19 protein-coding genes are annotated in these 21811 nt (G+C 60.5%); 14 read left to right on the forward strand and 5 right to left on the reverse strand.

Translation table 11 applies throughout. From position 1 onward, the window contains the following. Nucleotides 1-24: 24 nt before the first annotated feature. From dapC to KL786_RS12145, 3 genes are all read left to right on the forward strand, one after another. A complete protein-coding gene (gene dapC / locus KL786_RS12135) occupies nucleotides 25-1224 on the forward strand; it encodes a succinyldiaminopimelate transaminase (protein WP_215517739.1) in 1200 nt (399 codons plus the stop codon). A gap of 116 nt (nucleotides 1225-1340) precedes the next feature. Then, the gene (locus tag KL786_RS12140) at nucleotides 1341-2093 is read left to right on the forward strand and encodes a M12 family metallopeptidase (RefSeq protein ID WP_215517740.1); all 753 of its coding nucleotides are present in this window, start codon (nucleotides 1341-1343) and stop codon (nucleotides 2091-2093) included. A 59-nt stretch (nucleotides 2094-2152) separates the two neighbouring features. Next, nucleotides 2153-2872, forward strand: coding sequence for a M12 family metallopeptidase (locus tag KL786_RS12145; RefSeq protein ID WP_215517741.1), 720 nt, complete (start codon nucleotides 2153-2155; stop codon nucleotides 2870-2872). Nucleotides 2873-2888: 16 nt separating this feature from the next. Here the strand turns inward: KL786_RS12145 and KL786_RS12150 are convergent, their stop codons facing one another. Further along, nucleotides 2889-4526, reverse strand: a complete 1638-nt coding sequence (locus KL786_RS12150) for a Na+/H+ antiporter (RefSeq protein ID WP_215517742.1) — start codon at nucleotides 4524-4526, stop codon at nucleotides 2889-2891. Between the two features lie 264 nt (nucleotides 4527-4790). On the opposite strand from KL786_RS12150, the gene KL786_RS12155 reads away from it, so the two are divergent. The 4 genes from KL786_RS12155 (at nucleotide 4791) to KL786_RS12170 (ending at nucleotide 7851) form a co-directional block, all read left to right on the forward strand. Beyond that, nucleotides 4791-5099: an arsenate reductase gene (locus KL786_RS12155; protein WP_229689212.1), complete on the forward strand. Its 309-nt coding sequence runs from the start codon at nucleotides 4791-4793 to the stop codon at nucleotides 5097-5099. A gap of 32 nt (nucleotides 5100-5131) precedes the next feature. Next, nucleotides 5132-6166, forward strand: coding sequence for a 2,3,4,5-tetrahydropyridine-2,6-dicarboxylate N-succinyltransferase (gene dapD / locus KL786_RS12160; protein ID WP_215517743.1), 1035 nt, complete (start codon nucleotides 5132-5134; stop codon nucleotides 6164-6166). Between the two features lie 69 nt (nucleotides 6167-6235). Continuing rightward, nucleotides 6236-7441: an aminotransferase class V-fold PLP-dependent enzyme gene (locus KL786_RS12165; protein ID WP_215517744.1), complete on the forward strand. Its 1206-nt coding sequence runs from the start codon at nucleotides 6236-6238 to the stop codon at nucleotides 7439-7441. Beyond that, a complete protein-coding gene (locus KL786_RS12170) occupies nucleotides 7438-7851 on the forward strand; it encodes a SufE family protein (RefSeq protein WP_215517745.1) in 414 nt (137 codons plus the stop codon). Before KL786_RS12165 ends, KL786_RS12170 begins: the two co-directional genes overlap by 4 nt. A gap of 56 nt (nucleotides 7852-7907) precedes the next feature. Here the strand turns inward: KL786_RS12170 and tcdA are convergent, their stop codons facing one another. Continuing rightward, a complete protein-coding gene (tcdA, locus tag KL786_RS12175) occupies nucleotides 7908-8723 on the reverse strand; it encodes a tRNA cyclic N6-threonylcarbamoyladenosine(37) synthase TcdA (RefSeq protein WP_215517746.1) in 816 nt (271 codons plus the stop codon). 202 nt (nucleotides 8724-8925) lie between these two features. Between tcdA and KL786_RS12180 the strand changes: the two genes are divergently transcribed. From KL786_RS12180 to KL786_RS12195, 4 genes are all read left to right on the forward strand, one after another. Next, on the forward strand, nucleotides 8926-11517 hold the full coding sequence (locus KL786_RS12180; RefSeq protein ID WP_215517747.1) for a glycosyltransferase: 2592 nt from the start codon (nucleotides 8926-8928) through the stop codon (nucleotides 11515-11517). Between the two features lie 245 nt (nucleotides 11518-11762). After that, nucleotides 11763-12914 carry a succinyl-diaminopimelate desuccinylase gene (gene dapE, locus KL786_RS12185; RefSeq protein WP_029300128.1) on the forward strand — a complete coding sequence of 384 codons (1152 nt, stop codon included), beginning with the start codon at nucleotides 11763-11765 and terminating at the stop codon, nucleotides 12912-12914. Beyond that, a complete protein-coding gene (locus tag KL786_RS12190; protein WP_032858179.1) occupies nucleotides 12914-13723 on the forward strand; it encodes a putative RNA methyltransferase in 810 nt (269 codons plus the stop codon). The genes dapE and KL786_RS12190 overlap by 1 nt, the downstream gene beginning before the upstream one ends. Nucleotides 13724-13796: 73 nt before the next feature. Further along, the gene (locus KL786_RS12195; RefSeq protein ID WP_215517748.1) at nucleotides 13797-14174 is read left to right on the forward strand and encodes a hypothetical protein; all 378 of its coding nucleotides are present in this window, start codon (nucleotides 13797-13799) and stop codon (nucleotides 14172-14174) included. Nucleotides 14175-14244: 70 nt separating this feature from the next. On the opposite strand, the gene KL786_RS12200 is transcribed toward KL786_RS12195, so the two are convergent. Continuing rightward, nucleotides 14245-14454, reverse strand: coding sequence for a cold-shock protein (locus tag KL786_RS12200; protein WP_065886074.1), 210 nt, complete (start codon nucleotides 14452-14454; stop codon nucleotides 14245-14247). Nucleotides 14455-14634: 180 nt separating this feature from the next. Here KL786_RS12200 and plsB point away from each other — a divergent pair, with 180 nt between their 5' ends. The 3 genes from plsB to KL786_RS12215 are packed head-to-tail and all read left to right on the forward strand — an operon-like array spanning nucleotide 14635 to nucleotide 18307. Continuing rightward, nucleotides 14635-17139 (forward strand): glycerol-3-phosphate 1-O-acyltransferase PlsB, encoded by a 2505-nt coding sequence (plsB, locus tag KL786_RS12205; RefSeq protein ID WP_215517749.1) that lies wholly within the window; start codon nucleotides 14635-14637, stop codon nucleotides 17137-17139. 51 nt (nucleotides 17140-17190) lie between these two features. Next, a complete protein-coding gene (locus KL786_RS12210; protein ID WP_029300136.1) occupies nucleotides 17191-17595 on the forward strand; it encodes a YbaY family lipoprotein in 405 nt (134 codons plus the stop codon). 25 nt (nucleotides 17596-17620) lie between these two features. After that, nucleotides 17621-18307 (forward strand): DUF4197 domain-containing protein, encoded by a 687-nt coding sequence (locus KL786_RS12215; RefSeq protein ID WP_032858183.1) that lies wholly within the window; start codon nucleotides 17621-17623, stop codon nucleotides 18305-18307. 95 nt (nucleotides 18308-18402) lie between these two features. On the opposite strand, the gene KL786_RS12220 is transcribed toward KL786_RS12215, so the two are convergent. Together KL786_RS12220 and KL786_RS12225 are read right to left on the reverse strand one after the other, a co-directional pair. Continuing rightward, entirely contained in the window at nucleotides 18403-18606 is a 204-nt protein-coding gene (locus tag KL786_RS12220; protein WP_215517750.1) for a hypothetical protein, read from the reverse strand. Nucleotides 18607-18743: 137 nt separating this feature from the next. Further along, nucleotides 18744-21809: an efflux RND transporter permease subunit gene (locus tag KL786_RS12225; protein ID WP_215517751.1), complete on the reverse strand. Its 3066-nt coding sequence runs from the start codon at nucleotides 21807-21809 to the stop codon at nucleotides 18744-18746. Between the last annotated feature and the right edge of the window lie 2 nt (nucleotides 21810-21811).

Consider the following 21811-nt stretch of genomic DNA (forward strand, 5'->3'; position numbering starts at 1 on the left):
CAACCGAATTGAACGAGATTTGCGATGAACAACGCCCTGAACCAGCTGCAACCCTACCCGTTCGAGAAACTGCGTGCCCTGCTGGGTAGCGTCACGCCGAACCCGGACAAGCGCCCGATTGCCCTGTCCATCGGCGAACCCAAGCACAAATCCCCGGATTTCGTTGCCCAGGCCCTGGCCACCAACCTCGACCAGATGGCGGTGTACCCGACCACCCTGGGCATTCCCGCATTGCGCGAGGCGATTGGTGCCTGGTGCGAACGTCGTTTCAATGTGCCCAAGGGCTGGCTGGACCCGGCGCGCAATATCCTGCCGGTCAATGGCACCCGTGAAGCGCTGTTCGCCTTCACTCAGACCGTGGTCAACCGTGGCGACGATGCCCTGGTGGTCAGCCCGAACCCGTTCTACCAGATCTACGAAGGCGCAGCGTTCCTCGCCGGGGCCAAGCCGCATTACCTGCCGTGCCTGGATGAGAACGGCTTCAACCCAGATTTCGATGCGGTGACGCCGGATATCTGGAAACGCTGCCAGATCCTGTTCCTGTGCTCCCCAGGCAACCCGACCGGTGCCCTGATCCCCGTTGCAGTCCTGAAAAAACTGATCGCCCTGGCCGACCAATACGACTTCGTGATCGCCGCCGACGAGTGCTACAGCGAGCTGTACTTCGACGAACAGACGCCGCCGCCAGGCCTGCTCAGCGCCTGCGTGGAACTGGGTCGCCAGGATTTCAAGCGCTGCGTGGTGTTCCATAGCCTGTCCAAGCGCTCCAACCTGCCAGGCCTGCGTTCCGGGTTTGTGGCCGGCGATGCCGAGATCCTCAAGGCCTTCCTGCTGTACCGCACCTACCACGGCTGTGCGATGCCGGTGCAAACCCAACTGGCGAGCATTGCCGCGTGGCAGGACGAGGCCCATGTACTGGCCAACCGTGATCTGTACCGGGAAAAATTCGCGGCCGTCCTGGCGATTCTCAAGCCGGTGCTGGACGTACAGAACCCTGACGGTGGTTTCTACCTGTGGCCGAACGTCGAGGGTGACGACACCACATTCTGCCGCGACCTGTTCGTGGAGGAGCACGTGACGGTGGTGCCGGGCTCGTACCTGTCACGGGAAGTGGACGGTTTCAATCCAGGTGCCGGCCGAGTGCGCCTGGCACTGGTTGCGCCACTGGCCGAGTGTGTTGAAGCCGCAGAGCGGATTCGCAACTTCATCCAGCGCCGCCGCTGATGACCCTAGGCCGCTCCTGCACGGGAGCGGCCAACATCTGCATACCTTTGAGTTGGAACACAAAAGCTTGAAGCCCCACCAATGGCTAACTGTTTTCAGCTGCTTGGTGCACGCTCATGACAATTACTATCTCGCCCGTCACGCCCTCCCAACAACCTCTCGGCGAACAATCGCAACTCACCGAGCCCCATCTCACCAGAAACAAGCGCAGCGTCGCCAGCCTGGACAGAACGTGGCCGCAACATTCAGTGCTGAAGATCTCTTTGCTGAACATGACTGCAGAACAGAAGCAGGTCATCAAGGACAACATCAAAAAATGGGCGCCGCACACCAACCTGTTCTTCAAGTTCACCGACAAGCCCGACGGCGATATACGAATCACTGCCGACAATAAAACCAAAGCCGCATGGTCACGGGTCGGTACCGATGCACAGCGCGTACCCGTACCAGAACCGACCATGAGCATTGGTTTTGCCAGGTCGCCAGCCTCAGTGGCCGCCACGATACAGCACGAGTTCGGCCACGCCCTAGGCTTGAGGCATGAGCACCAACACCCTGACCGCACGCTGGATCTCAATAAAGCGCAGATTTACAAAGAGTATGAGTCACTAGGAAAAAAACGGCACGAGGCTAATCACAACATCATCAGGCCGTTCCCACGCAGTGAGGTCAAGCTTTCCACCTACGACCAAGACTCCATCATGCATTACGGTTTTCCCAAGTCGTTAGTCAACGACGAAAAAGCGATTTCCAAGCCCACCCAACTGTCTGAGGGCGATAAAGACTTTATCCAGTCGGTTTATCCAGCAGATAACTCATTGCTGGGCAAGCTGCTGAATACCGCCATCAGGAAACTGGTGAACTCCTGACTCAATTGATATGCCCCACTTTTAACTCCCCCCCAACAACCCTGCGGCGAGTAAAGAGCATGAGCCTGATAACCCCGCTATCTCCCAACATTCCCATCCGCCACCCTGCCCGCCTCAGCGACAACACAGCTCCCGAACGTGCAGAACGAAAGAAAAGAGGCGTCGCAGACACCTCCAAACGCTGGCCGGCCGGCACCATTACAGTAGCGTTGGATTTGAAAGATAAAAAAAGCAAAGCCCTGGTAGTCGATGCACTCAAGGAATGGGCCCATCACACGCCCGGCTTGCGCTTTGAAGTCGTCGACGGGAAACAGGGGGATATTCGTGTCTCGGATGACGAGAACATAAAAGGCAACTGGTCCGCCATCGGTACAGACGCTTTATGGCGAGATGAAAACGAGCCCACCCTGCACCTGGAAAGAACGGAAAACTCGAAGCTATTTCGCGCGAATGCCTTGCATGAGTTCGGCCATGCCCTAGGCTTGCTGCATGAGCATCAACACCCGCAAAACACCCTGCAATGGAACAAACAAGCGGTGCATGACTATTTTGTCAGCGACGCCTACCCCGAAGAGATCGTTCAGGGGCAAATACTCGACCCCGTTTCCGGTCCCGACTTGCAGATCACGCCTTACGACCCCAAGTCAGTGATGCACTATGCCTTCCCTGCACAATTGACCGAGAACGGGCATGCAGGCTCTGAGAACATATCCCTCTCCAAAGGCGACCAGGAGGCGATCAGAAGACTGTACACCCCCCGAATAACCGGGGCGAATTGAACAAGGCCTCTCGTGACTATTTCTGAGCGCCCAGATTGGCCTCACTCATATCCAGGTCCGCCAATACTTCACGCAGCACGTCATCACCAATCTGGTGATGACGGCTCAGGCTATACAGTTCCAAACGCTGCGCCCGCAGGGCCTTGAGCCGCAATTTGCGTTCCAGTTGGTCCATCTGCAGCGCCAGCGCCTGGGCTTCGGCCGAGTCGTTGAACACGTCAAGTTGATGGCGGTATTCCGACATGATCCGCGCCTTGAGTTCGGCAGCCAATGCGGCCTGGGCAGCATCCTGGGGCTCGCTGGCTTCTTCGGCCTCCAGCGCATGAATAGCAGCCTCGGCGGTTTTTTTCCAGGCATCACGGATCTCGCCGCGGCGCTTGTCGTCCGGGCTTTTTTCAATACCTTGCAGCAACAGTGGCAATGCAATGCAGGCCGCCACCAGTGACAGCAGAATCACCCCGGCTGCGATGAAAATCAGCAGATCGCGCTCCGGAAAAACCTCGCCTGGCGCCAGCAGCAACGGCACCGACATCACACCGGCCAGGGTCACCGCCCCACGCACGCCGCCCACGGTCAACAGCCAGCAGGAACGCGCCGTCGGCACCAACGTCAACTCGCTTTTACCACGCAGGCGTCGCAGCAGGCCCGACAGGCGCCAGATGCTCTGCACCCAGATAAACCGCAACACCAGCAGCACCAGGAAGATTGCGACCACATCCAGGCAGCGATAGAGCAAGGTCGGCCACAGGGTTGGCTCGTGGCTGACCACCGCCTTGATGATGTCCGGCAATTGCAGGCCCAACAGCAGGAAGATCAAACCGTTGAAGGCAAACTCCAGCAGCGACCAGACACTGCGGTTGAGCAAACGTGTACTGGTCTGGCGGGGCAGCAGGTCCAGCCAGCTTTGCATCATGCCCGCCGCGACGGCCGACAGAATCCCCGAAGCGCCCAAACGCTCCGCCAGCACATAAGCGGCAAATGGCAACAGCAACATGAACACCACATGTGTTGCCGGGTCATCCCAGCCCCGGGCAATCATCCAGGCCCGCAGGCGACCGACCAGCCAGCTCAACGCCACGCCCACCGCCAGGCCACCCACCGCCACCAACACAAAGGTCAGGCTGGCATCGGCCAGGGAAAACACCCCGGTCAACGCTGCTGCAAGGGCAAACTTGAACGTCACCAGGCCCGACGCATCATTCATCAAGGCCTCGCCTTGAAGCATATGCATCAGGGGCGTGGGCAAACGGTTCTGGGAAATAGCCGACACCGCCACGGCATCCGTCGGTGACAATACGGCCGCCAGGGCGAAGGCCACCGGCAAAGGGATGCTCGGCAGCAGCCAATGAATGAAGTAACCGGCGCCCACCACAGTAAACAGTACCAACCCCACCGCCAACGTCAGGATCGGCCCGCGCAGGCGCCACAGTTCGCGCTTGGGCATGCGCCAGCCATCGGAAAACAGCAGCGGTGGCAGGAACAGGAACAGAAACAATTCGGGGTCCAGGGCCACATGCAACCCCAGGGTCGGCCAGGCCAGCAAGGCACCGGCGACAATCTGCACCAACGGCAACGGCAGTGGGATAACACGCCCGACCAGACGCGAAACGCTGACCAGCATCAGCAGGATAAGAACGGTGTAGGCGGTTTGCATAACGCGGAGTTCCCGGGCAATCGACTTACTACGACACACATCAGGCAACAGCGCGCCTTTGAAGTGCCATATTAGCCGCCTATGCTGCCGGCTGGCCGTTGCACATAAGTCGCACCCGATCACGTAAGGCGTGACGAGCGGCACCGAAACCCTTCGGTCATGGCATAATCCGTGATCCTACGTTTCCATCAGCCCAAAGGGGGCAGTTCCTTGACCGATTCAAGTAAAACCTTGCACCTTTTCGGCATCAAAGCCTGCGACACCATGAAAAAGGCGCGCACCTGGCTTGATGAACACGCTGTCAACTATGAGTTTCATGACTACAAGACGGCCGGTATCGACCGCGAACACTTGACCCAATGGTGCAACGAGCACGGTTGGCAGGTGGTTTTGAACCGTGCAGGCACGACCTTTCGCAAACTCGAAGACGAACGCAAAGCCGATCTCGACCAGGCGAAAGCTATTGAACTGATGCTCGCACAACCCTCGATGATCAAGCGCCCGGTGCTCGATCTCGGTGACAGAACCCTGATTGGCTTCAAGCCAGATAGTTATTCGGCGGCCCTCAAGTAGGCCAGCCATTTCATTTTTGTAGAGGTAACAACATGTCCAATTCCCTGTTCAGCCTGGGCTTCGGCGTCGGCACCCAGAACCGCCAAGGTGCTTGGCTGGAAGTGTTTTACGCGCAACCGTTGCTCAATCCTTCGGCTGAAATCGTGGCCGCCATCGCGCCGATCCTCGGCTATAGCGAAGGCAACCAGGCCATCACTTTCACCATTGCCCAAGCCTCGCAACTGGCTGACGCCCTGAAAAATGTAGATGCCACCCAAGCCGCCCTGCTGACGCGCCTGGCCGAAAGCCACAAGCCGTTGGTCGCCACGCTGCTGGCCGAAGATGCCGCGCTGACCTCTACCCCAGAGGCCTACCTCAAGCTGCATCTGCTGTCCCACCGCCTGGTCAAGCCCCACGGCCTGAGCCTGGCCGGTGTGTTCCCGCAACTGCCGAACGTGGCCTGGACCAGCCAGGGTGCGATCGACATCGGCGAACTGGCCGAGCGTCAACTGGAAGCACGCCTGCGTGGCGAGCTGCTGGAAGTGTTCTCGGTGGACAAGTTCCCGAAAATGACTGACTACGTGGTACCGGCTGGCGTGCGTATCGCCGATGCCGCACGCCTGCGCCTGGGCGCTTACGTGGGTGAAGGCACCACCGTGATGCACGAAGGTTTCATCAACTTCAACGCCGGTACCGAAGGCCCGGGCATGATCGAAGGCCGTGTATCGGCCGGCGTATTTGTCGGCAAGGGTTCGGACCTGGGCGGCGGTTGCTCCACCATGGGCACCCTGTCGGGTGGCGGCAATATCGTGATCAAGGTGGGCGAAGGCTGCCTGATCGGCGCCAACGCCGGTATCGGCATCCCGTTGGGCGATCGCAACACCGTGGAGTCCGGCCTGTACGTGACTGCCGGCACTAAAGTGGCGTTGCTCGATGAGCAGAACCAACTGGTCAAGGTGGTCAAGGCCCGCGAATTGGCCGGTCAACCAGACCTGCTGTTCCGTCGTAACTCCGAGACCGGTGCCGTGGAGTGCAAAACCCACAAGTCGGCCATCGAACTGAACGCAGCGCTGCACGCTCACAACTAAGCAGCGACTCGATGCCACCGGAACAGGCCGCGCTCGAAAACGCGGCCTGTTCATATGAGTCTTGAAACCATGCTTGTGCCCTCGCCTTGGCGCGCCGACTTCCCGGCTATCGCTACCTTGCAACGGCAAGACCAGACCTACCTGGACAACGCCGCCACCACGCAAAAACCTCAAGCCCTGCTGGACGCCCTGAACCATTACTACGCCAATGGCGCAGCCAATGTGCATCGCGCCCAGCATCTGCCGGGCGCCCATGCGACTCAAGGGTTCGAGGACAGTCGCAGCAAAGTGGCGCAATGGCTCAACGTCGGTGACAGCGGGCAGATCATATTTACCCACGGCGCGACATCTGCGCTGAACCTCCTGGCCTATGGCCTTGAGCCCCTTTTCAACCCGGGCGATGAGATTGTCATCAGCGCCCTGGAGCACCACGCCAACCTGCTGCCCTGGCAGCAACTGGCCAAGCGTCGCGAGCTGAAGCTGGTGGTGCTGCCCCTCGATGACGAGGGTTTGATCGACCTGCAAGCCGCGGCCCAGCTTATCGGCCCGCGGACCCGCTTGCTGGCGGTGAGCCAACTGTCCAATGTACTGGGCGTCTGGCAGCCCCTGCCGCAACTGCTGGCGCTGGCCAAGGCCCACGATGCACTGACCGTGATCGATGGCGCCCAGGGCATTGTCCACGGGCGCCACGACGTACAGGCACTGGGCTGTGATTTCTATGTGTTTTCCAGCCATAAGCTCTATGGCCCGGATGGCGTCGGCGTGCTCTACGGTCGCACCGAAGCCCTGCATTTGCTCCGCCACTGGCAGTTTGGTGGCGAGATGGTGCAACAGGCGGATTACCAGAGTGCCAGCTTCCGTCCCGCCCCCCTGGGTTTCGAAGCCGGTACGCCGCCGATTGCCGGGGTGATTGGCCTGGGCGCCACCCTGGATTACCTGAGTTCCCTGGATCAATCGGCGGTGATCGCCCATGAAGCGGCTCTGCACGACTATCTGCTGCGCGGTTTGCGGGCACGCAATGGCGTGCGCCTGCTGGGTGCGCCTCAAGTGGCCCTGGCCAGCTTCGTCGTCGAGGGCGTACACAATGCCGACCTCGCCCACTTGCTGACCGAGCAAGGCATCGCCGTGCGCGCCGGCCATCACTGTGCGATGCCGCTGCTCAAACGCCTACAGCTCTCGGGGGCGATCCGGGTTTCCCTGGCGCTGTACAACGATTCCGATGACCTGGAGCGCTTCTTTGAAGCGCTGGATCAGGCCCTGGACATGCTGCGATGAGCTTGCCAGTGGATGCACTGGCCGCGCTGCAAGCCTTTCAGGCCGTTGGCAGTTGGGAACAACGCGCACGAATGCTGATGCAATGGGGTGAGCGACTGCCGGCATTGGCTGATGCCGATAAGGTCGACGTCAATCTGGTACAAGGCTGTGAAAGCCTGGTGTGGCTGGTGGGGCGACTGCACGACGGCCATTGGCAGTTTGCTGCCAGCAGCGAAGCGCGCTTGATTCGCGGGTTGGTGGCCTTGCTGCTGGCGCGGGTCAATGGGCTGTCGGCGGACGAGTTACAGGCGGTCGACCTGCCCGACTGGTTCAACCAACTGGGGCTTTCCCGCCAGTTGTCGCCGTCGCGCAGCAATGGCCTGAACGCAGTCCTGCAACGCATGCGCGACTTGAGCCATACACAACACTAAATGTGGGAGCGAGCAAGCCCGCTCCCACATTTTTGGTTGGCGCAAGGCCGTGAGTTTTATGCAGGCTTGACCCGTTCCGAAGGCCTGCGCACCCCGGCCACAATCTTGTCCACCGCCTTGGTCGCCGCGACCATGCCGAACGTCGCGGTGACCATCATCACCGCGCCAAATCCGCCGGCGCAGTCCAACTTCACGCCATCACCGACAAAACTCTTCTGCAAACAGATGCTGCCGTCCGGCTTGGGGTAGCGCAGCTGTTCGGTGGAAAACACACACGGCACGCTGTAATGGCGGGTCACGGTGCGCGAGAACCCATAGTCGCGGCGCAATGTGGAACGCACTTTCGAAGCCAACGGGTCATTGAAGGTACGGTTCAGGTCGCACACCTGAATCAGCGTCGGATCAATCTGCCCGCCCGCGCCGCCGGTGGTGATGATCTGGATCTTGCGGCGCTTGCACCAGGCAATCAGCGCCGCCTTGGCGTTGACCGCATCGATGCAGTCGATCACGCAATCAATGCCAGGCGTGATGTACTCGGCCATGGTGTCGCGGGTCACGAAGTCTGCCACCGCATGCACGGTGCAATCGGGATTGATCGCGCGCAGGCGTTCGGCCATTACCTCGACCTTGGGCTTGCCCACCGTACTGTCCAGGGCATGCAACTGACGATTGCTGTTGCTGACGCATACATCGTCCAGGTCAAACAGCGAAATTTCGCCCACACCGCAACGGGCCATGGCTTCCGCCGCCCACGAGCCGACACCGCCCACGCCGACGATGGCCACATGGGCCGCTTTCAAACGTTCCAGGCCTTCAATGCCATAGAGACGGGCGACGCCTGCAAACCGTGGATCTTCTGTACTCATGACCATTACCCCAAAAACCGGCGCGCATTATAGGGCTACGCAGCGATAAGTTCTAAGCTACAAGCTATAAGTAAAGAACTTACTAGTGCTTTCGCTGCCCAATGCCCGGTTTTTCCCGGCTTGCTGTACGGTCAGGGAAGGGCCGGTGTAGGATGCGCGCCGTTCGACACCTTCATTCGTTCCACACCCTTTGGAACCCGAAACAGCTATGTCATCGCGTAAATTTGGACTCAACCTGGTGGTAGTGCTGGCGATTGCCGCGCTGTTCACTGGTTTCTGGGCGCTGATCAACCGCCCGGTCACCACCCCCAACTGGCCACAGCAAATCTCCGGTTTTTCCTACTCGCCGTTCCAGCAAGGCCAGTACCCGCAGAAAGACCAGTACCCGACCGACGAGCAGATGCGTCAGGACCTTGCGATCATGAGCAAGCTGACGGACAACATCCGGACCTATTCGGTCGACGGCCCGCTGGGGAATATCCCCAAGCTGGCGGAAGAATTCGGCCTGCGGGTGACCCTGGGGATCTGGATCAGCCCGGACCTTGAGCGCAACGAGCGGGAAATCCAGCGCGCCATCGAGATTGCCAACAGCTCGCGTAGCGTGGTCCGCGTGGTGGTAGGTAACGAGGCGATCTTCCGCAAGGAGATCACCCCCGAAGAGCTGATTGTCCTGCTGGACCGGGTGCGCGCCGCCGTCAAAGTACCCGTGACCACCTCCGAGCAGTGGCACATCTGGGAACACAACCCGCAACTGGGCAAGCATGTCGACCTGATCGCCGCGCACGTCCTGCCGTATTGGGAACATGTGCCGATGGCCCAGGCCGGGCAATTCGTCCTCGACCGCGCCAAGGATCTGAAGAAAACCTTCCCGAAAAAGCCGCTGCTGCTGTCGGAAGTCGGCTGGCCGAGCAATGGCCGCATGCGCGGTGGCGCGGACGCGTCCCCTGCCGACCAGGCGATCTACCTGCGTACCCTGGTGAACAAGCTGAATCGCCAGGGCTACAACTACTTCGTGATCGAAGCCTTCGACCAACCCTGGAAAGCCAGTGATGAAGGCTCGGTCGGCGCCTATTGGGGCGTGTTCAACGCCGCGCGCCAGCAGAAATTCAACTTCGAAGGCCCGGTGGTGGCGATTCCGCAATGGCGGGTGCTGGCCATCGGCTCGGTGGTGCTGGCGCTGTTGTCGCTGACCTTGCTGATGATCGACGGCTCGGCCCTGCGCCAGCGTGGCCGCACCTTCCTGACCTTTATCGCGTTCCTGTGTGGCTCGGTGCTGGTATGGATCGGCTACGACTACAGCCAGCAATACAGCACCTGGTTCAGCCTGACGGTGGGTTTCCTCCTGGCACTTGGTGCGCTCGGGGTGTTTATCGTGCTGCTGACCGAGGCTCATGAGTTGGCGGAAGCGGTCTGGACCCACAAACGCCGGCGTGAATTCCTGCCGGTTGAGGGGGATTCGGACTACCGCCCGAAAGTGTCGATCCATGTGCCCTGCTACAACGAGCCCCCCGAGATGGTCAAACAGACCCTCGACGCCCTGGCCTCCCTCGATTACCCGGACTACGAAGTCCTGATCATCGACAACAACACCAAGGACCCTGCCGTGTGGGAACCGGTGCGCGACTACTGTGAGACGCTAGGCCCGCGCTTCAAGTTCTTCCACGTCGCGCCCCTGGCCGGTTTCAAGGGCGGCGCGCTGAACTACCTGATCCCGCATACCGCCAAGGATGCCGAAGTGATCGCGGTGATCGATTCGGACTACTGCGTATCGCCGAACTGGCTCAAACACATGGTGCCGCACTTCGCCGACCCGAAAATCGCCGTGGTGCAATCGCCCCAGGATTATCGCGACCAGAACGAAAGCACCTTCAAGAAGCTGTGCTACGCCGAATACAAGGGCTTCTTCCATATCGGCATGGTCACGCGCAACGACCGTGACGCGATCATCCAGCACGGCACCATGACCATGACCCGGCGCTCGGTGCTCGAAGAACTGGGCTGGGCCGACTGGTGCATCTGTGAGGACGCCGAGCTGGGCCTACGGGTATTCGAGAAAGGTCTGTCGGCTGCGTACTACCACACCAGCTATGGCAAGGGCCTGATGCCCGATACCTTTATCGACTTCAAGAAACAGCGCTTCCGCTGGGCTTATGGCGCGATTCAGATCATCAAGCGCCACACCGCCAGCCTGCTGCGCGGCAAGGACACCGAACTGACTCGTGGCCAGCGCTATCACTTCCTCGCGGGCTGGCTGCCGTGGGTGGCCGATGGCATGAACATCTTCTTCACCGTCGGTGCCCTGTTGTGGTCGGCGGCGATGATCATTGTGCCAACGCGGGTTGATCCGCCGTTGCTGATTTTCGCGATCCCGCCGTTGGCATTGTTCGTGTTCAAGGTCGGCAAGATCATCTTCCTCTACCGTCGCGCCGTTGGCGTGAACCTCAAGGATGCGTTCTGCGCGGCCCTGGCCGGATTGGCGTTGTCCCATACCATTGCCAAGGCGGTGCTGTATGGTTTCTTCACCACCAGTATTCCGTTCTTTCGCACACCGAAAAACGCGGATAACCACGGCTTCTGGGTCGCGATTTCCGAAGCCCGCGAAGAAATGTTCATCATGCTGCTGCTGTGGGGCGCGGCGCTGGGGATTTACCTGGTGCAAGGCCTACCGAGCAATGACATGCGCTTCTGGGTGGTGATGCTGCTGGTGCAGTCGCTGCCGTATGTCGCCGCGCTGATCATGGCGTTCCTGTCGTCGCTGCCTAAACCGGCAGCGGTGGTGGAGCCCGCCCCAGCGGCGTAAAAACTTGCGCAATCCACTAAACGGCGGCCTCTGGTCGCCGTTTTGCTATAAGATAACGGCCCTTTTGCAGAGCATGGCTCAGGCCCTGCTTTATGTGGGAGCGGGCTTGCTCGCGAATACGGTGTGCCAGTCAGTACATGTATTGGCTGACACACCGTATTCGCGAGCAAGCCCGCTCCCACATTGGATTTGCGCCGCTTTACCACATTCGTCCTGCGCCCATAACACGCTTTCGGAGCTTCCCCATGACGGCCCACGCCGACCTTTCGCCGACCCTCCAACTCGCTATCGACCTGATCCGTCGCCCGTCGGTGACGCCTGTCGACGCTGATTGCCAGAAGCTGATGATGCAGCGCCTGGGCGACGCCGGCTTTGCGCTTGAGCCGATGCGTATCGAAGATGTGGATAACTTCTGGGCCACCCACGGCAAGCATGAAGGCCCGGTACTGTGCTTCGCCGGCCACACCGACGTGGTCCCGACCGGCCCGGTGCAGGCCTGGCAGAATGACCCGTTCGACGCGCTGATCGACGAGCACGGTATGCTCTGTGGACGTGGCGCCGCCGACATGAAAGGCAGCCTGGCCGCAATGCTCGTCGCCTCCGAGCGCTTCGTGAAGGACTACCCGGATCACAAGGGCTCGGTAGCTTTCCTGATCACCAGCGACGAAGAAGGCCCGGCACACCACGGCACCAAGGCCGTGATCGAGCGCCTGGCCGCGCGCAAGGAGCGCCTGGACTGGTGCATCGTTGGCGAGCCGTCGAGCACCACCCTGGTGGGCGACGTGGTGAAGAACGGTCGTCGTGGCTCTCTCGGCGCCACCCTGACCGTACGCGGCGTACAAGGCCATGTGGCCTATCCGCACCTGGCCAAGAACCCGATCCACCTGGCCGCCCCGGCCCTGGCCGAACTGGCCGCCGAGCACTGGGACGACGGCAACACCTTCTTCCCGCCGACCAGTTTCCAGATCTCCAACCTCAATTCCGGCACCGGCGCGACCAACGTGATCCCCGGCGACCTGACGGCGGTGTTCAACTTCCGGTTCTCCACCGAGTCCACCGTCGAAGGCCTGCAACAGCGGGTCGCGGCGATTCTCGACAAACATGGCCTGGACTGGCATGTGGAGTGGGCGCTGTCGGGCCTGCCGTTCCTCACCGAGCCGGGCGCGTTGCTCGACGCGGTGTCGGCCAGCATCAAGGCCATCACCGGGCGCGAGACCAAGGCGTCTACCAGTGGCGGCACCTCCGACGGGCGCTTTATCGCGACCCTCGGCACCCAAGTGGTGGAGCTGGGCCCGGTCAACGCGACGATCCATCAGGTCAACGAACGCATTCTGGCCAGCGACCTCGATGTGCTGACCGAAATCTACTACCAGACCCTGATCAAGTTGCTCGCCTGATGCTCGCTTGCCCCATTTGCAGCGCGCCACTCAATGAAGTGGACAACGGCGTGGCCTGCCCGGCCGGGCATCGTTTCGACCGGGCTCGCCAGGGTTACCTGAACCTGTTGCCGGTGCAGCACAAGAACAGTCGTGACCCAGGCGATAACCTGGCGATGGTTGAAGCGCGCCGCGACTTTCTCAATGCCGGGCATTACGCCCCCGTGGCCAAACGCCTGGCGGCACTTGCCGCCGAGCGCAAGCCCCAGCGCTGGCTGGATATCGGCTGTGGCGAAGGTTATTACACCGCGCAAATCGCCGACGCCCTGCTGCGCGCCGATGGTTATGCCCTGGATATCTCCAAGGAAGCGGTCAAGCGCGCCTGCAAGCGCAACCCGACACTGACCTGGCTGATCGCCAGCATGGCCCGTGTGCCGTTGGCCGATGCCAGCTGCCAATTCCTCGCCAGTGTGTTCAGCCCGCTAGACTGGCAAGAAGCCAAACGCCTGCTCAGCCCGGGCGGCGGCTTGATGAAGGTCGGCCCGACCAGCGGCCACCTGATGGAGTTGCGCGAACGCCTGTACGACGAAGTGCGCGAATACACCGACGACAAGCATTTGGCCCTGGTGCCGGATGGCATGAGCCTGCAACACAGCGAGGTCCTGGAGTTCCAGCTCAGCCTGGCCGAGCCCAGGGACCGCGCCAACCTACTGGCGATGACGCCCCACGGCTGGCGTGCCAGTGCCGAGCGCCGCGCCCAGGTGATCGAGCAGGACGAACCGCTGCTGGTCACCGTATCCATGCGCTACGACTATTTCGTGCTTCAATAACCGACTTTCCGGGCATTCAATGCCCAACCTGAATCCGCGAATGGATTTTCGAATCCCGCAACGAGGAACATCCATGCGCCAACCCGATATCGAGATTTACCTCAAGGACGCCGACGTCGACTACAAGGCCATCGCTGCCTGGCTCGGCGCCGCCCTGGGGCCGTGTACCGACTGGGTCCAGAAGGGCCAGACCTACAAGTGCAAGGCCGGCAACGTGCCCGTGACCTGGCTGCCCAAAGCCGTGGGCAAATGGAACAGCCTGTACCTGGAAAGCGACCAGACCCCGTGGGACGACGACATCGCCTGCGCGCGCGCCGCCTTTGCCGCGCTGAACGTTGAAGTGCGCTGCGCGCCGGGGACGTGGGTCGAGGAAGAAGGCGAAGAAAGCGCTGATACCTGGATCCGCATCAGCACCGACGGTGAAGAACAGATCACCTGGAAGACAGCTTAAAAACAGCTACAAGCGGCAAGCTACAAGACAAACCCACTTGCAGCTTGCCGCTTGAAACTTACCGCTCGGCCTACAGGCCCACCACATCCTCCGCCTGCAAGCCCTTCTCGCCGGTCACCACGGCGTATTCCACCTGCTGGCCTTCTGCCAGTGAGCGGTGACCATCACCACGAATGGCGCGGTAGTGTACAAACACATCCTTGCCATCTTCACGCTGGATAAAGCCATAACCCTTGGCGTCGTTGAACCACTTCACATTACCGGTTTCGCGCGTTGTCATCTGTTTACTCCCACATGCTTTTTATTGTTGAGTCGCTCGCATTGAACTGCCGAGTATAAGACAGGCTCAAAAACGATCAACTCAAGTTTACATCGCTGCTTTTTTGCCGATTTTCGGCGAATACGGCACACTACCCGCCCGAGCGCCTGCTCGGTTTTTTCCACTCAAAGCAGCACGCCTATGACCCGCTCCCCGTTCCGCCGTCTGGTATTTGGCACCTTGCGCCGACTGCTGTACCTCTGGGTTCGCTCCGAGACGATCAACCAGTCGTCCCTCACCCTTAACCTGGACCGCAGCCGGCCGGTGTTCTACGTCCTGCAATCGCCCTCCCTGACCGAACTGGCCGTGGTGGATGCCGAGTGCACCAAGGCCGGCTTGCCACGCCCGGTGCTGCCGGTGTCCGTTGGCCCATTGATGGAGCCGGCGGCATTCTTTTACCTGACCCCCGACCCGGACTGGCTCGGCCGCCAGGACAAGCGCGGCGCACCGCCGACCCTGACGCGCCTGGTCAATACCTTGACCGAACATGCCGAAGAAAATGCGCAGATCATCCCGGTCAGCGTGTTCTGGGGCCAGTCGCCAGCCAGTGAGTCGAGCCCCTGGAAACTGCTGTTCGCCGACAGCTGGGCCGTCACCGGGCGCCTGCGCCGTCTGTTGAGCATCCTGATCCTGGGACGCAAGACTCGGGTGCAATTCTCCGCGCCAATCAACCTGCGTGAATTGATCGAGCACAATAAAGGCCACGAACGCACAGTGCGCATGGCCCAACGGATCCTGCGGGTACACTTTCGCAACCTGAAAACGGCGGTGATCGGCCCCGATTTGTCCCACCGGCGCAACCTGGTCAAGGGCCTGGTGAACATGCCGCTGGTACGCCAGGCGATCCTCGACGAAGCCGAGCGCGAGAACATCACGGCCGAAAAAGCCAAGGCCCAGGCCCTGCGCTATGGCAACGAGATCGCCTCGGACTACACCTACACCGCGATCCGCTTCCTCGAAGTGGTCCTGAGCTGGTTCTGGAACAAGATCTACGACGGCATCAAGGTCAACAATATCGAAGGTGTGCAAAAGGTCGCCCAGGGTTACGAAGTGATCTACGTGCCCTGCCACCGCAGCCATATCGACTACTTGCTGCTGTCGTACCTGCTGTTCAAGAACGGCCTGACCCCGCCGCACATTGCCGCCGGGATCAACCTCAATATGCCGGTGATCGGCAGCCTGCTGCGCCGTGGCGGGGCGTTTTTCATGCGCCGTACGTTCAAGGGCAACCCGCTGTACACCTCGGTGTTCAACGAATACCTGCACACCCTGTTCACCAAGGGCTTTCCGGTGGAGTACTTCGTCGAGGGCGGACGTTCACGGACCGGGCGCATGCTGCAACCCAAGACCGGGATGCTGGCGATCACCCTGCGCAGCTTTTTGCGTTCCTCACGCATGCCGATTGTGTTTGTACCGGTGTATATCGGCTACGAGCGGGTGCTGGAAGGCCGTACCTACCTGGGCGAGCTGCGTGGCGCGACGAAAAAGAAAGAGTCGATCTTCGATATCTTCAAGGTCATTGGCGCCTTGAAACAGCGTTTTGGCCAAGTGGCGGTCAACTTTGGCGAGCCGATCAAGCTGGCTGAGTTCCTCGACCAGGAACAACCGGACTGGCGCGCCCAGGAACTGGCACCGAACTACAAGCCGGCCTGGCTCAATGAAACCACCAACCGCCTCGGCGAACGCGTGGCCCAGCACCTCAACGAGGCCGCCGCGATCAACCCGGTCAACCTGGTGGCGCTGGCGCTGTTGTCTACCAGCCGCCTGGCCCTAGACGACCAGGCCATGGCGCGGGTGCTGGACTTGTACCTGGCGCTGCTGCGCCGGGTGCCCTACTCGCCCCACACCACGCTGCCCGAGGGCGATGGCCAGGCGCTGATCAAGCACGTCAAGGACATGGACCTGCTGTCTGAACAGAGCGACGCCCTGGGCAAGATCCTGTATCTGGACGAGCAAAACGCCGTCCTGATGACCTATTACCGCAACAACGTGCTGCATATCTTCGCCCTGCCAGCGCTGCTCGCCAGTTTCTTCCAGAGCAGCTCGCGCATGAGCCGCGAACAGATCCTGCGCTACACCCGCGCGCTCTACCCGTACCTGCAGTCGGAACTGTTTATCCGCTGGTCCCTGGACGAGTTGGACGCCGTGGTCGATCAATGGCTCCAAGCCCTCGTAGAACAAGGCCTGCTGCGTTTTGAAAACAACATCTACCTGCGCCCGGCACCCAGCTCACGCAACTTTGTACTGCTGACCCTGCTGTCCAAGAGCATTGCCCAGACCCTGCAACGCTTCTACATGGCCATTTCGCTGCTACTCAACAGTGGCCAGAACAGCATCAGCGCCGAAGAGCTGGAAGACTTGTGCACGGTCATGGCCCAACGCCTGTCGATCCTGCATGGTTTGAATGCCCCGGAGTTCTTCGATAAGAGCCTTTTCCGACATTTCATTCAGACGTTGCTGGAGCAAGATGTGCTGCGCCGCGATGAAGCCGGTAAGTTGAGTTACCACGACCTGCTCGGCGAGTTGGCCGAAGGCGCGGCCAAACGGGTGTTGCCGGCGGAAATTCGCCTGTCGATTCGCCAGGTGGCGTTGCACCGCAACGAGGAAGCGCCCGCGCCGGACGCCGAGCCGGTCGAAACCCGCTAGATTTACCCAGGCGCCAGGGTGTTTCTGGCGCCGTTGACAAGGAGCTGTACCATGAAAAAAATCATTCTCCTGGGCCTGACCGCCCTGCTGGGAGCCTGTCACTCGATGAACCCTGCCCCTAAAGCCAGCCTTGATGGCGAAGTGTTCTACCTGCAACGTATCGCCCTGCCACCTACCGCGACCCTGAGCGTGAGCCTGCAAGATGTATCGCTGGCCGATGCACCGGCCGTCACCCTGGCCGAGCAAAAAGGCCCGGTCAATGGCAAGCAGGTACCGCTGCCCTTCCACCTGAGCTACGACCCTGCACAGGTCAAGCCTGGCCACAGCTATTCGGTCAGCGCTCGCATCGAGCTGGATGGCAAGCTAATGTTTATCACCACCGAGCGCCATTCGGTGCAGTTGAACGGCCAGGATCCGCAGCCGCTTCGCCTGCGCGTTGACGCCGTTGCCCACTGATCCCGTCGACTAAAAGGAAGCGCCCATGCTCCGTACCTCTCTTCGCCTCACCACCTTGTGTGCCGGCCTGCTGCTAGGCGCCAACGCCATGGCCCTGTCCCTGGGCGATCTGTCCCAGGGCGACGCAACCGGCGGCCTCAAGGACGCACTGACCCAGGGCGCGCAGATTGCCGTCAAGCAACTGGGGGCTCCTGGTGGTTTCAGCAATAACCCAGAGGTCAAGATCGGCTTGCCCGGCAAGTTGGAAAAAGCCTCCGGCGCGCTGAAAATGCTCGGCATGGGCGATCAGATCACCCAACTTGAAGCCAGCATGAACAAAGCGGCCGAATCCGCCGTGACCCAGGCCCAGCCGATTCTGGTGAATGCCGTGAAAAACATGAGCGTAAGCGACGCCAAGGGCATCCTCAGCGGCGGCCAGGACTCGGCGACCCAGTACCTGGACAAAAGCAGCCGTGAGCAAATCCGCGCCAAGTTCCTGCCGATCGTCAAGCAATCCACAGACAAGGTCGGTGTCGCCCAGCAGTACAACGCGCTCGCCAAAAAAGCCCCAATGGGCTTGCTCGGTGGCAAGGCCGACAGCGTCGAAAACTACGTGACTGAACAAGCGCTGGACGGTTTGTTCAAGATGATTGCCCAACAGGAAGAAAGCATTCGCCAGAACCCGGCAGCCGCCGCGACCAGCCTGGCGAAGAAAGTGTTTGGCGCGCTGTAAGTACGCTGCACCCAGCCCGCCAGACACAAAACACAAATGCCCCGAATAATCGGGGCATTTGTGTTACTGCACGAGGGGTATGCACCAGGCCATCATCAGCCGTAGGTGACTTTGCCCTCAAACTTGACGCTATTAGAGAACGGCGGTTGAGGAGGGTGGTGATTGTGGTGGTTGTGGCAGGGCGGGGGCTTGCATTTGGATTTGCCCTTGCCCTTGCCGAAACCTTTCCCCATTGTTATGCCCATCATCGGCATCATACCGATACCGATACCTATCCCACCCATCGCAAATAAGCCCATAGGTAACTCCTCACTTTAATAGAACCTAGTCCTGTGGCAACTCCGTCACCCGGAAAAAGGCACCTGTATCCCAGGTTTCCCCTGAGTGGCAGCCCCACAAGAAACAGTTCCTAACCCTGTAGCCGATTTACGCAGCTTTATGCCGACTTCGGCTTGACCCGGAACCACGCCGCATACAACGCCGGCAAAAACAGCAGGGTCAACGCCGTCGCCACAATCAACCCGCCCATGATCGCCACCGCCATCGGCCCGAAAAACACGCTGCGCGACAACGGGATCATCGCCAGCACCGCCGCCAGCGCCGTCAGCACAATCGGTCGGAAGCGCCGCACGGTGGCCTCGATAATTGCCTGCCACGGATCCAGGCCAGCCTTGATGTCTTGCTCGATCTGATCCACCAGGATCACCGAGTTACGCATGATCATTCCCGACAGCGCGATAGTCCCCAGCATGGCCACAAAGCCGAACGGCTGGCGGAACACCAGCAGGAACAGCGTCACACCGATCAGCCCCAGCGGCGCGGTAAGGAACACCATGGCCGTGCGCGAGAAGCTGCGCAGTTGCAGCATCAGCAAGGTCAGTACGACCACGATGAACAGCGGCACACCAGCCTTCACCGAGTTCTGCCCACGGGCGGAGTCCTCGACGGTGCCGCCTACGTCCAGCAGGTAACCGTCCGGCAGTTCGGCACGCACCTCGGCCAGGGTCGGCAGGATCTGCTGGACCAGGGTCGCGGGTTGCTCCTTGCCGTAAATATCGGCGCGCACAGTCACCGTCGGCAGGCGATTGCGGTGCCAGATAATGCCTTCCTCGAAACCATATTCGAGGGTGGCAATCTGCGACAGCGCCACGCTGGTGCCATTGTCGGTCGGTACCGCCAGGCTCGGCAGCAGCGACAACTCGGTGCGCTCATGCACGGTGCCGCGCAGGAGGATCTCGATCAACTCGTTGTCCTCCCGGTATTGGCTGACGCTGGAACCGGTCAGGGAACTCTGGAGGAATTTCGACAGGTTGGCCGTGCTCACGCCCAGGGCACGGGCACGGTCCTGGTCGATATTGAGGTAAACGATCTTGCTCGGTTCCTCCCAATCCAGATGCACGTTGACCACATGGGTATTCTCACGGACCTTGGCCGCAACTTTACGCGCCAGGGCACGGACCTCTTCGATGTGTTCCCCGGTCACACGAAACTGCACCGGATAACCAACTGGTGGGCCGTTTTCCAGGCGGGTGACCCGCGAGCGCACATCGGGGAATTGCTCGTTAAGGGTCTCGATCAACCAGGTGCGCAGGCTTTCGCGTTCCTCAATGGTCTTGGCCAACACCACAAACTGGGCAAAGCTGGCCGCTGGCAGTTGCTGGTCCAACGGCAGGTAGAAACGCGGTGAGCCGGTGCCGACATAGGCCACATAGTTGTCGATCCCCGCATGTTCCTTGAGCAAACCTTCGAGGCGCTTGACCTGCTCGGCGGTATTGCTCAGGGAGGTGCCTTCAGCCAGTTTCAGGTCAACCATCAGCTCCAGGCGCCCGGAGGCCGGGAAGAACTGTTGCGGGACAAAGCGGAACAGCGCCACCGAACCGATAAACAGCAGCACCGTCAGCACGATCACGGTTTTGCGGCGGCGCACGCACCATTCCACCCAGCGCCGTACGCGCTGATAGAACGGCGTGCCGTAGGGATCCGGGCCATCGGTGCCGTGCTTGGCTGCATGAATCTTCGCCAGATCCGGCAGGAGTTTTTCCCCAAGGTAGGGCACAAACACCACGGCAGCCACCCACGAGGCCAGCAGCGCAATGGTCACTACCTGAAAGATCGACCGGGTGTATTCACCGGTACTCGATTGCGCGGTCGCAATTGGCAGGAAGCCGGCCGCTGTGATCAACGTGCCGGTCAGCATCGGAAACGCCGTACTGGTCCAGGCGAAACTGGCGGCTTTGAGCCGGTCGTAGCCCTGCTCCATCTTGATCGCCATCATTTCCACGGCGATGATCGCGTCATCCACCAACAAGCCCAGGGCCAGGACCAAGGCGCCCAGGGAAATCTTGTGCAGGCCGATCCCCAGGTAATACATGCAGGCAAAGGTCATCGCCAACACCAGCGGAATCGCCAGGGCCACGACCATGCCGGTACGCACACCAAGGGAGAAGAAACTCACCAGCAACACAATCGCCAACGCTTCGGCCAGCACCTGGACGAATTCGCCCACACTGGTCTTCACCGCCGCGGGCTGATCCGACACCTTGCGCAGTTCCATGCCGGCCGGAAGGTTCTTCTGCAGGCGTGCGAATTCACCTTCCAGAGCCTTACCCAGCACCAGGATGTCACCGCCATCGCGCATGGCCACGGCCAGACCGATTGCGTCGTCCCCCATATAGCGCATACGCGGCGCGGGAGGATCGTTGAAACCACGGTGAATCTCGGCCACATCGCCAATGCGGAAGGTGCGATCACCTACGCGGATCGGGAAATTACGGATTTCTTCGACCGTCTTGAAGTTACCCGACACCCGCAGTTGCACGCGCTCGCTCGGGGTTTCAAAGAAGCCGGCGGTGGACACCGCGTTCTGCTCCTGCAACGCCTGCTGCACAGCCACCAGGGGCAGGCCGAGAGTGGCGAGCTTGAGGTTGGACAGTTCGATCCAGATCTTCTCGTCTTGCAACCCGAGCAACTCGACCTTGCCTACATCCGGCACCCGCTGCAGCTGGATCTGGATGCGGTCGGCGTAGTCCTTGAGCACTGCGTAGTCGAAACCCTCGCCCGTCAAGGCGTAGATATTGCCGAAGGTGGTGCCGAACTCATCATTGAAAAACGGGCCCTGGATATCCGGCGGCAGGGTCTGGCGGATATCGCTGATCTTCTTGCGCACCTGGTACCAGAGGTCAGGAATCTGCGCCGAGTGCATCGAGTCCCGGGCTATGAACGTAACCTGGGATTCGCCCGGGCGGGAGAACGAGACAATGCGCTCGTACTCGCCGGTTTCCATCAATTTCTTTTCAATGCGCTCGGTGACCTGGCGCGAGACTTCCTGGGCTGTAGCACCGGGCCAGTTGGTCTTGATCACCATGGCTTTGAAGGTGAACGGCGGGTCTTCACTTTGCCCCAGTTTGGTGTAGGACAACGTACCGACAACCGCCAGCAACAGCATCAGGAACAGCACGATCTGGCGATTTCGCAACGCCCATTCGGAAAGATTGAAACCCATCG

The sequence above is a fragment of the Pseudomonas sp. TAE6080 genome, from assembly GCF_018732265.1.
Lineage (GTDB): Bacteria > Pseudomonadota > Gammaproteobacteria > Pseudomonadales > Pseudomonadaceae > Aquipseudomonas > Aquipseudomonas brenneri.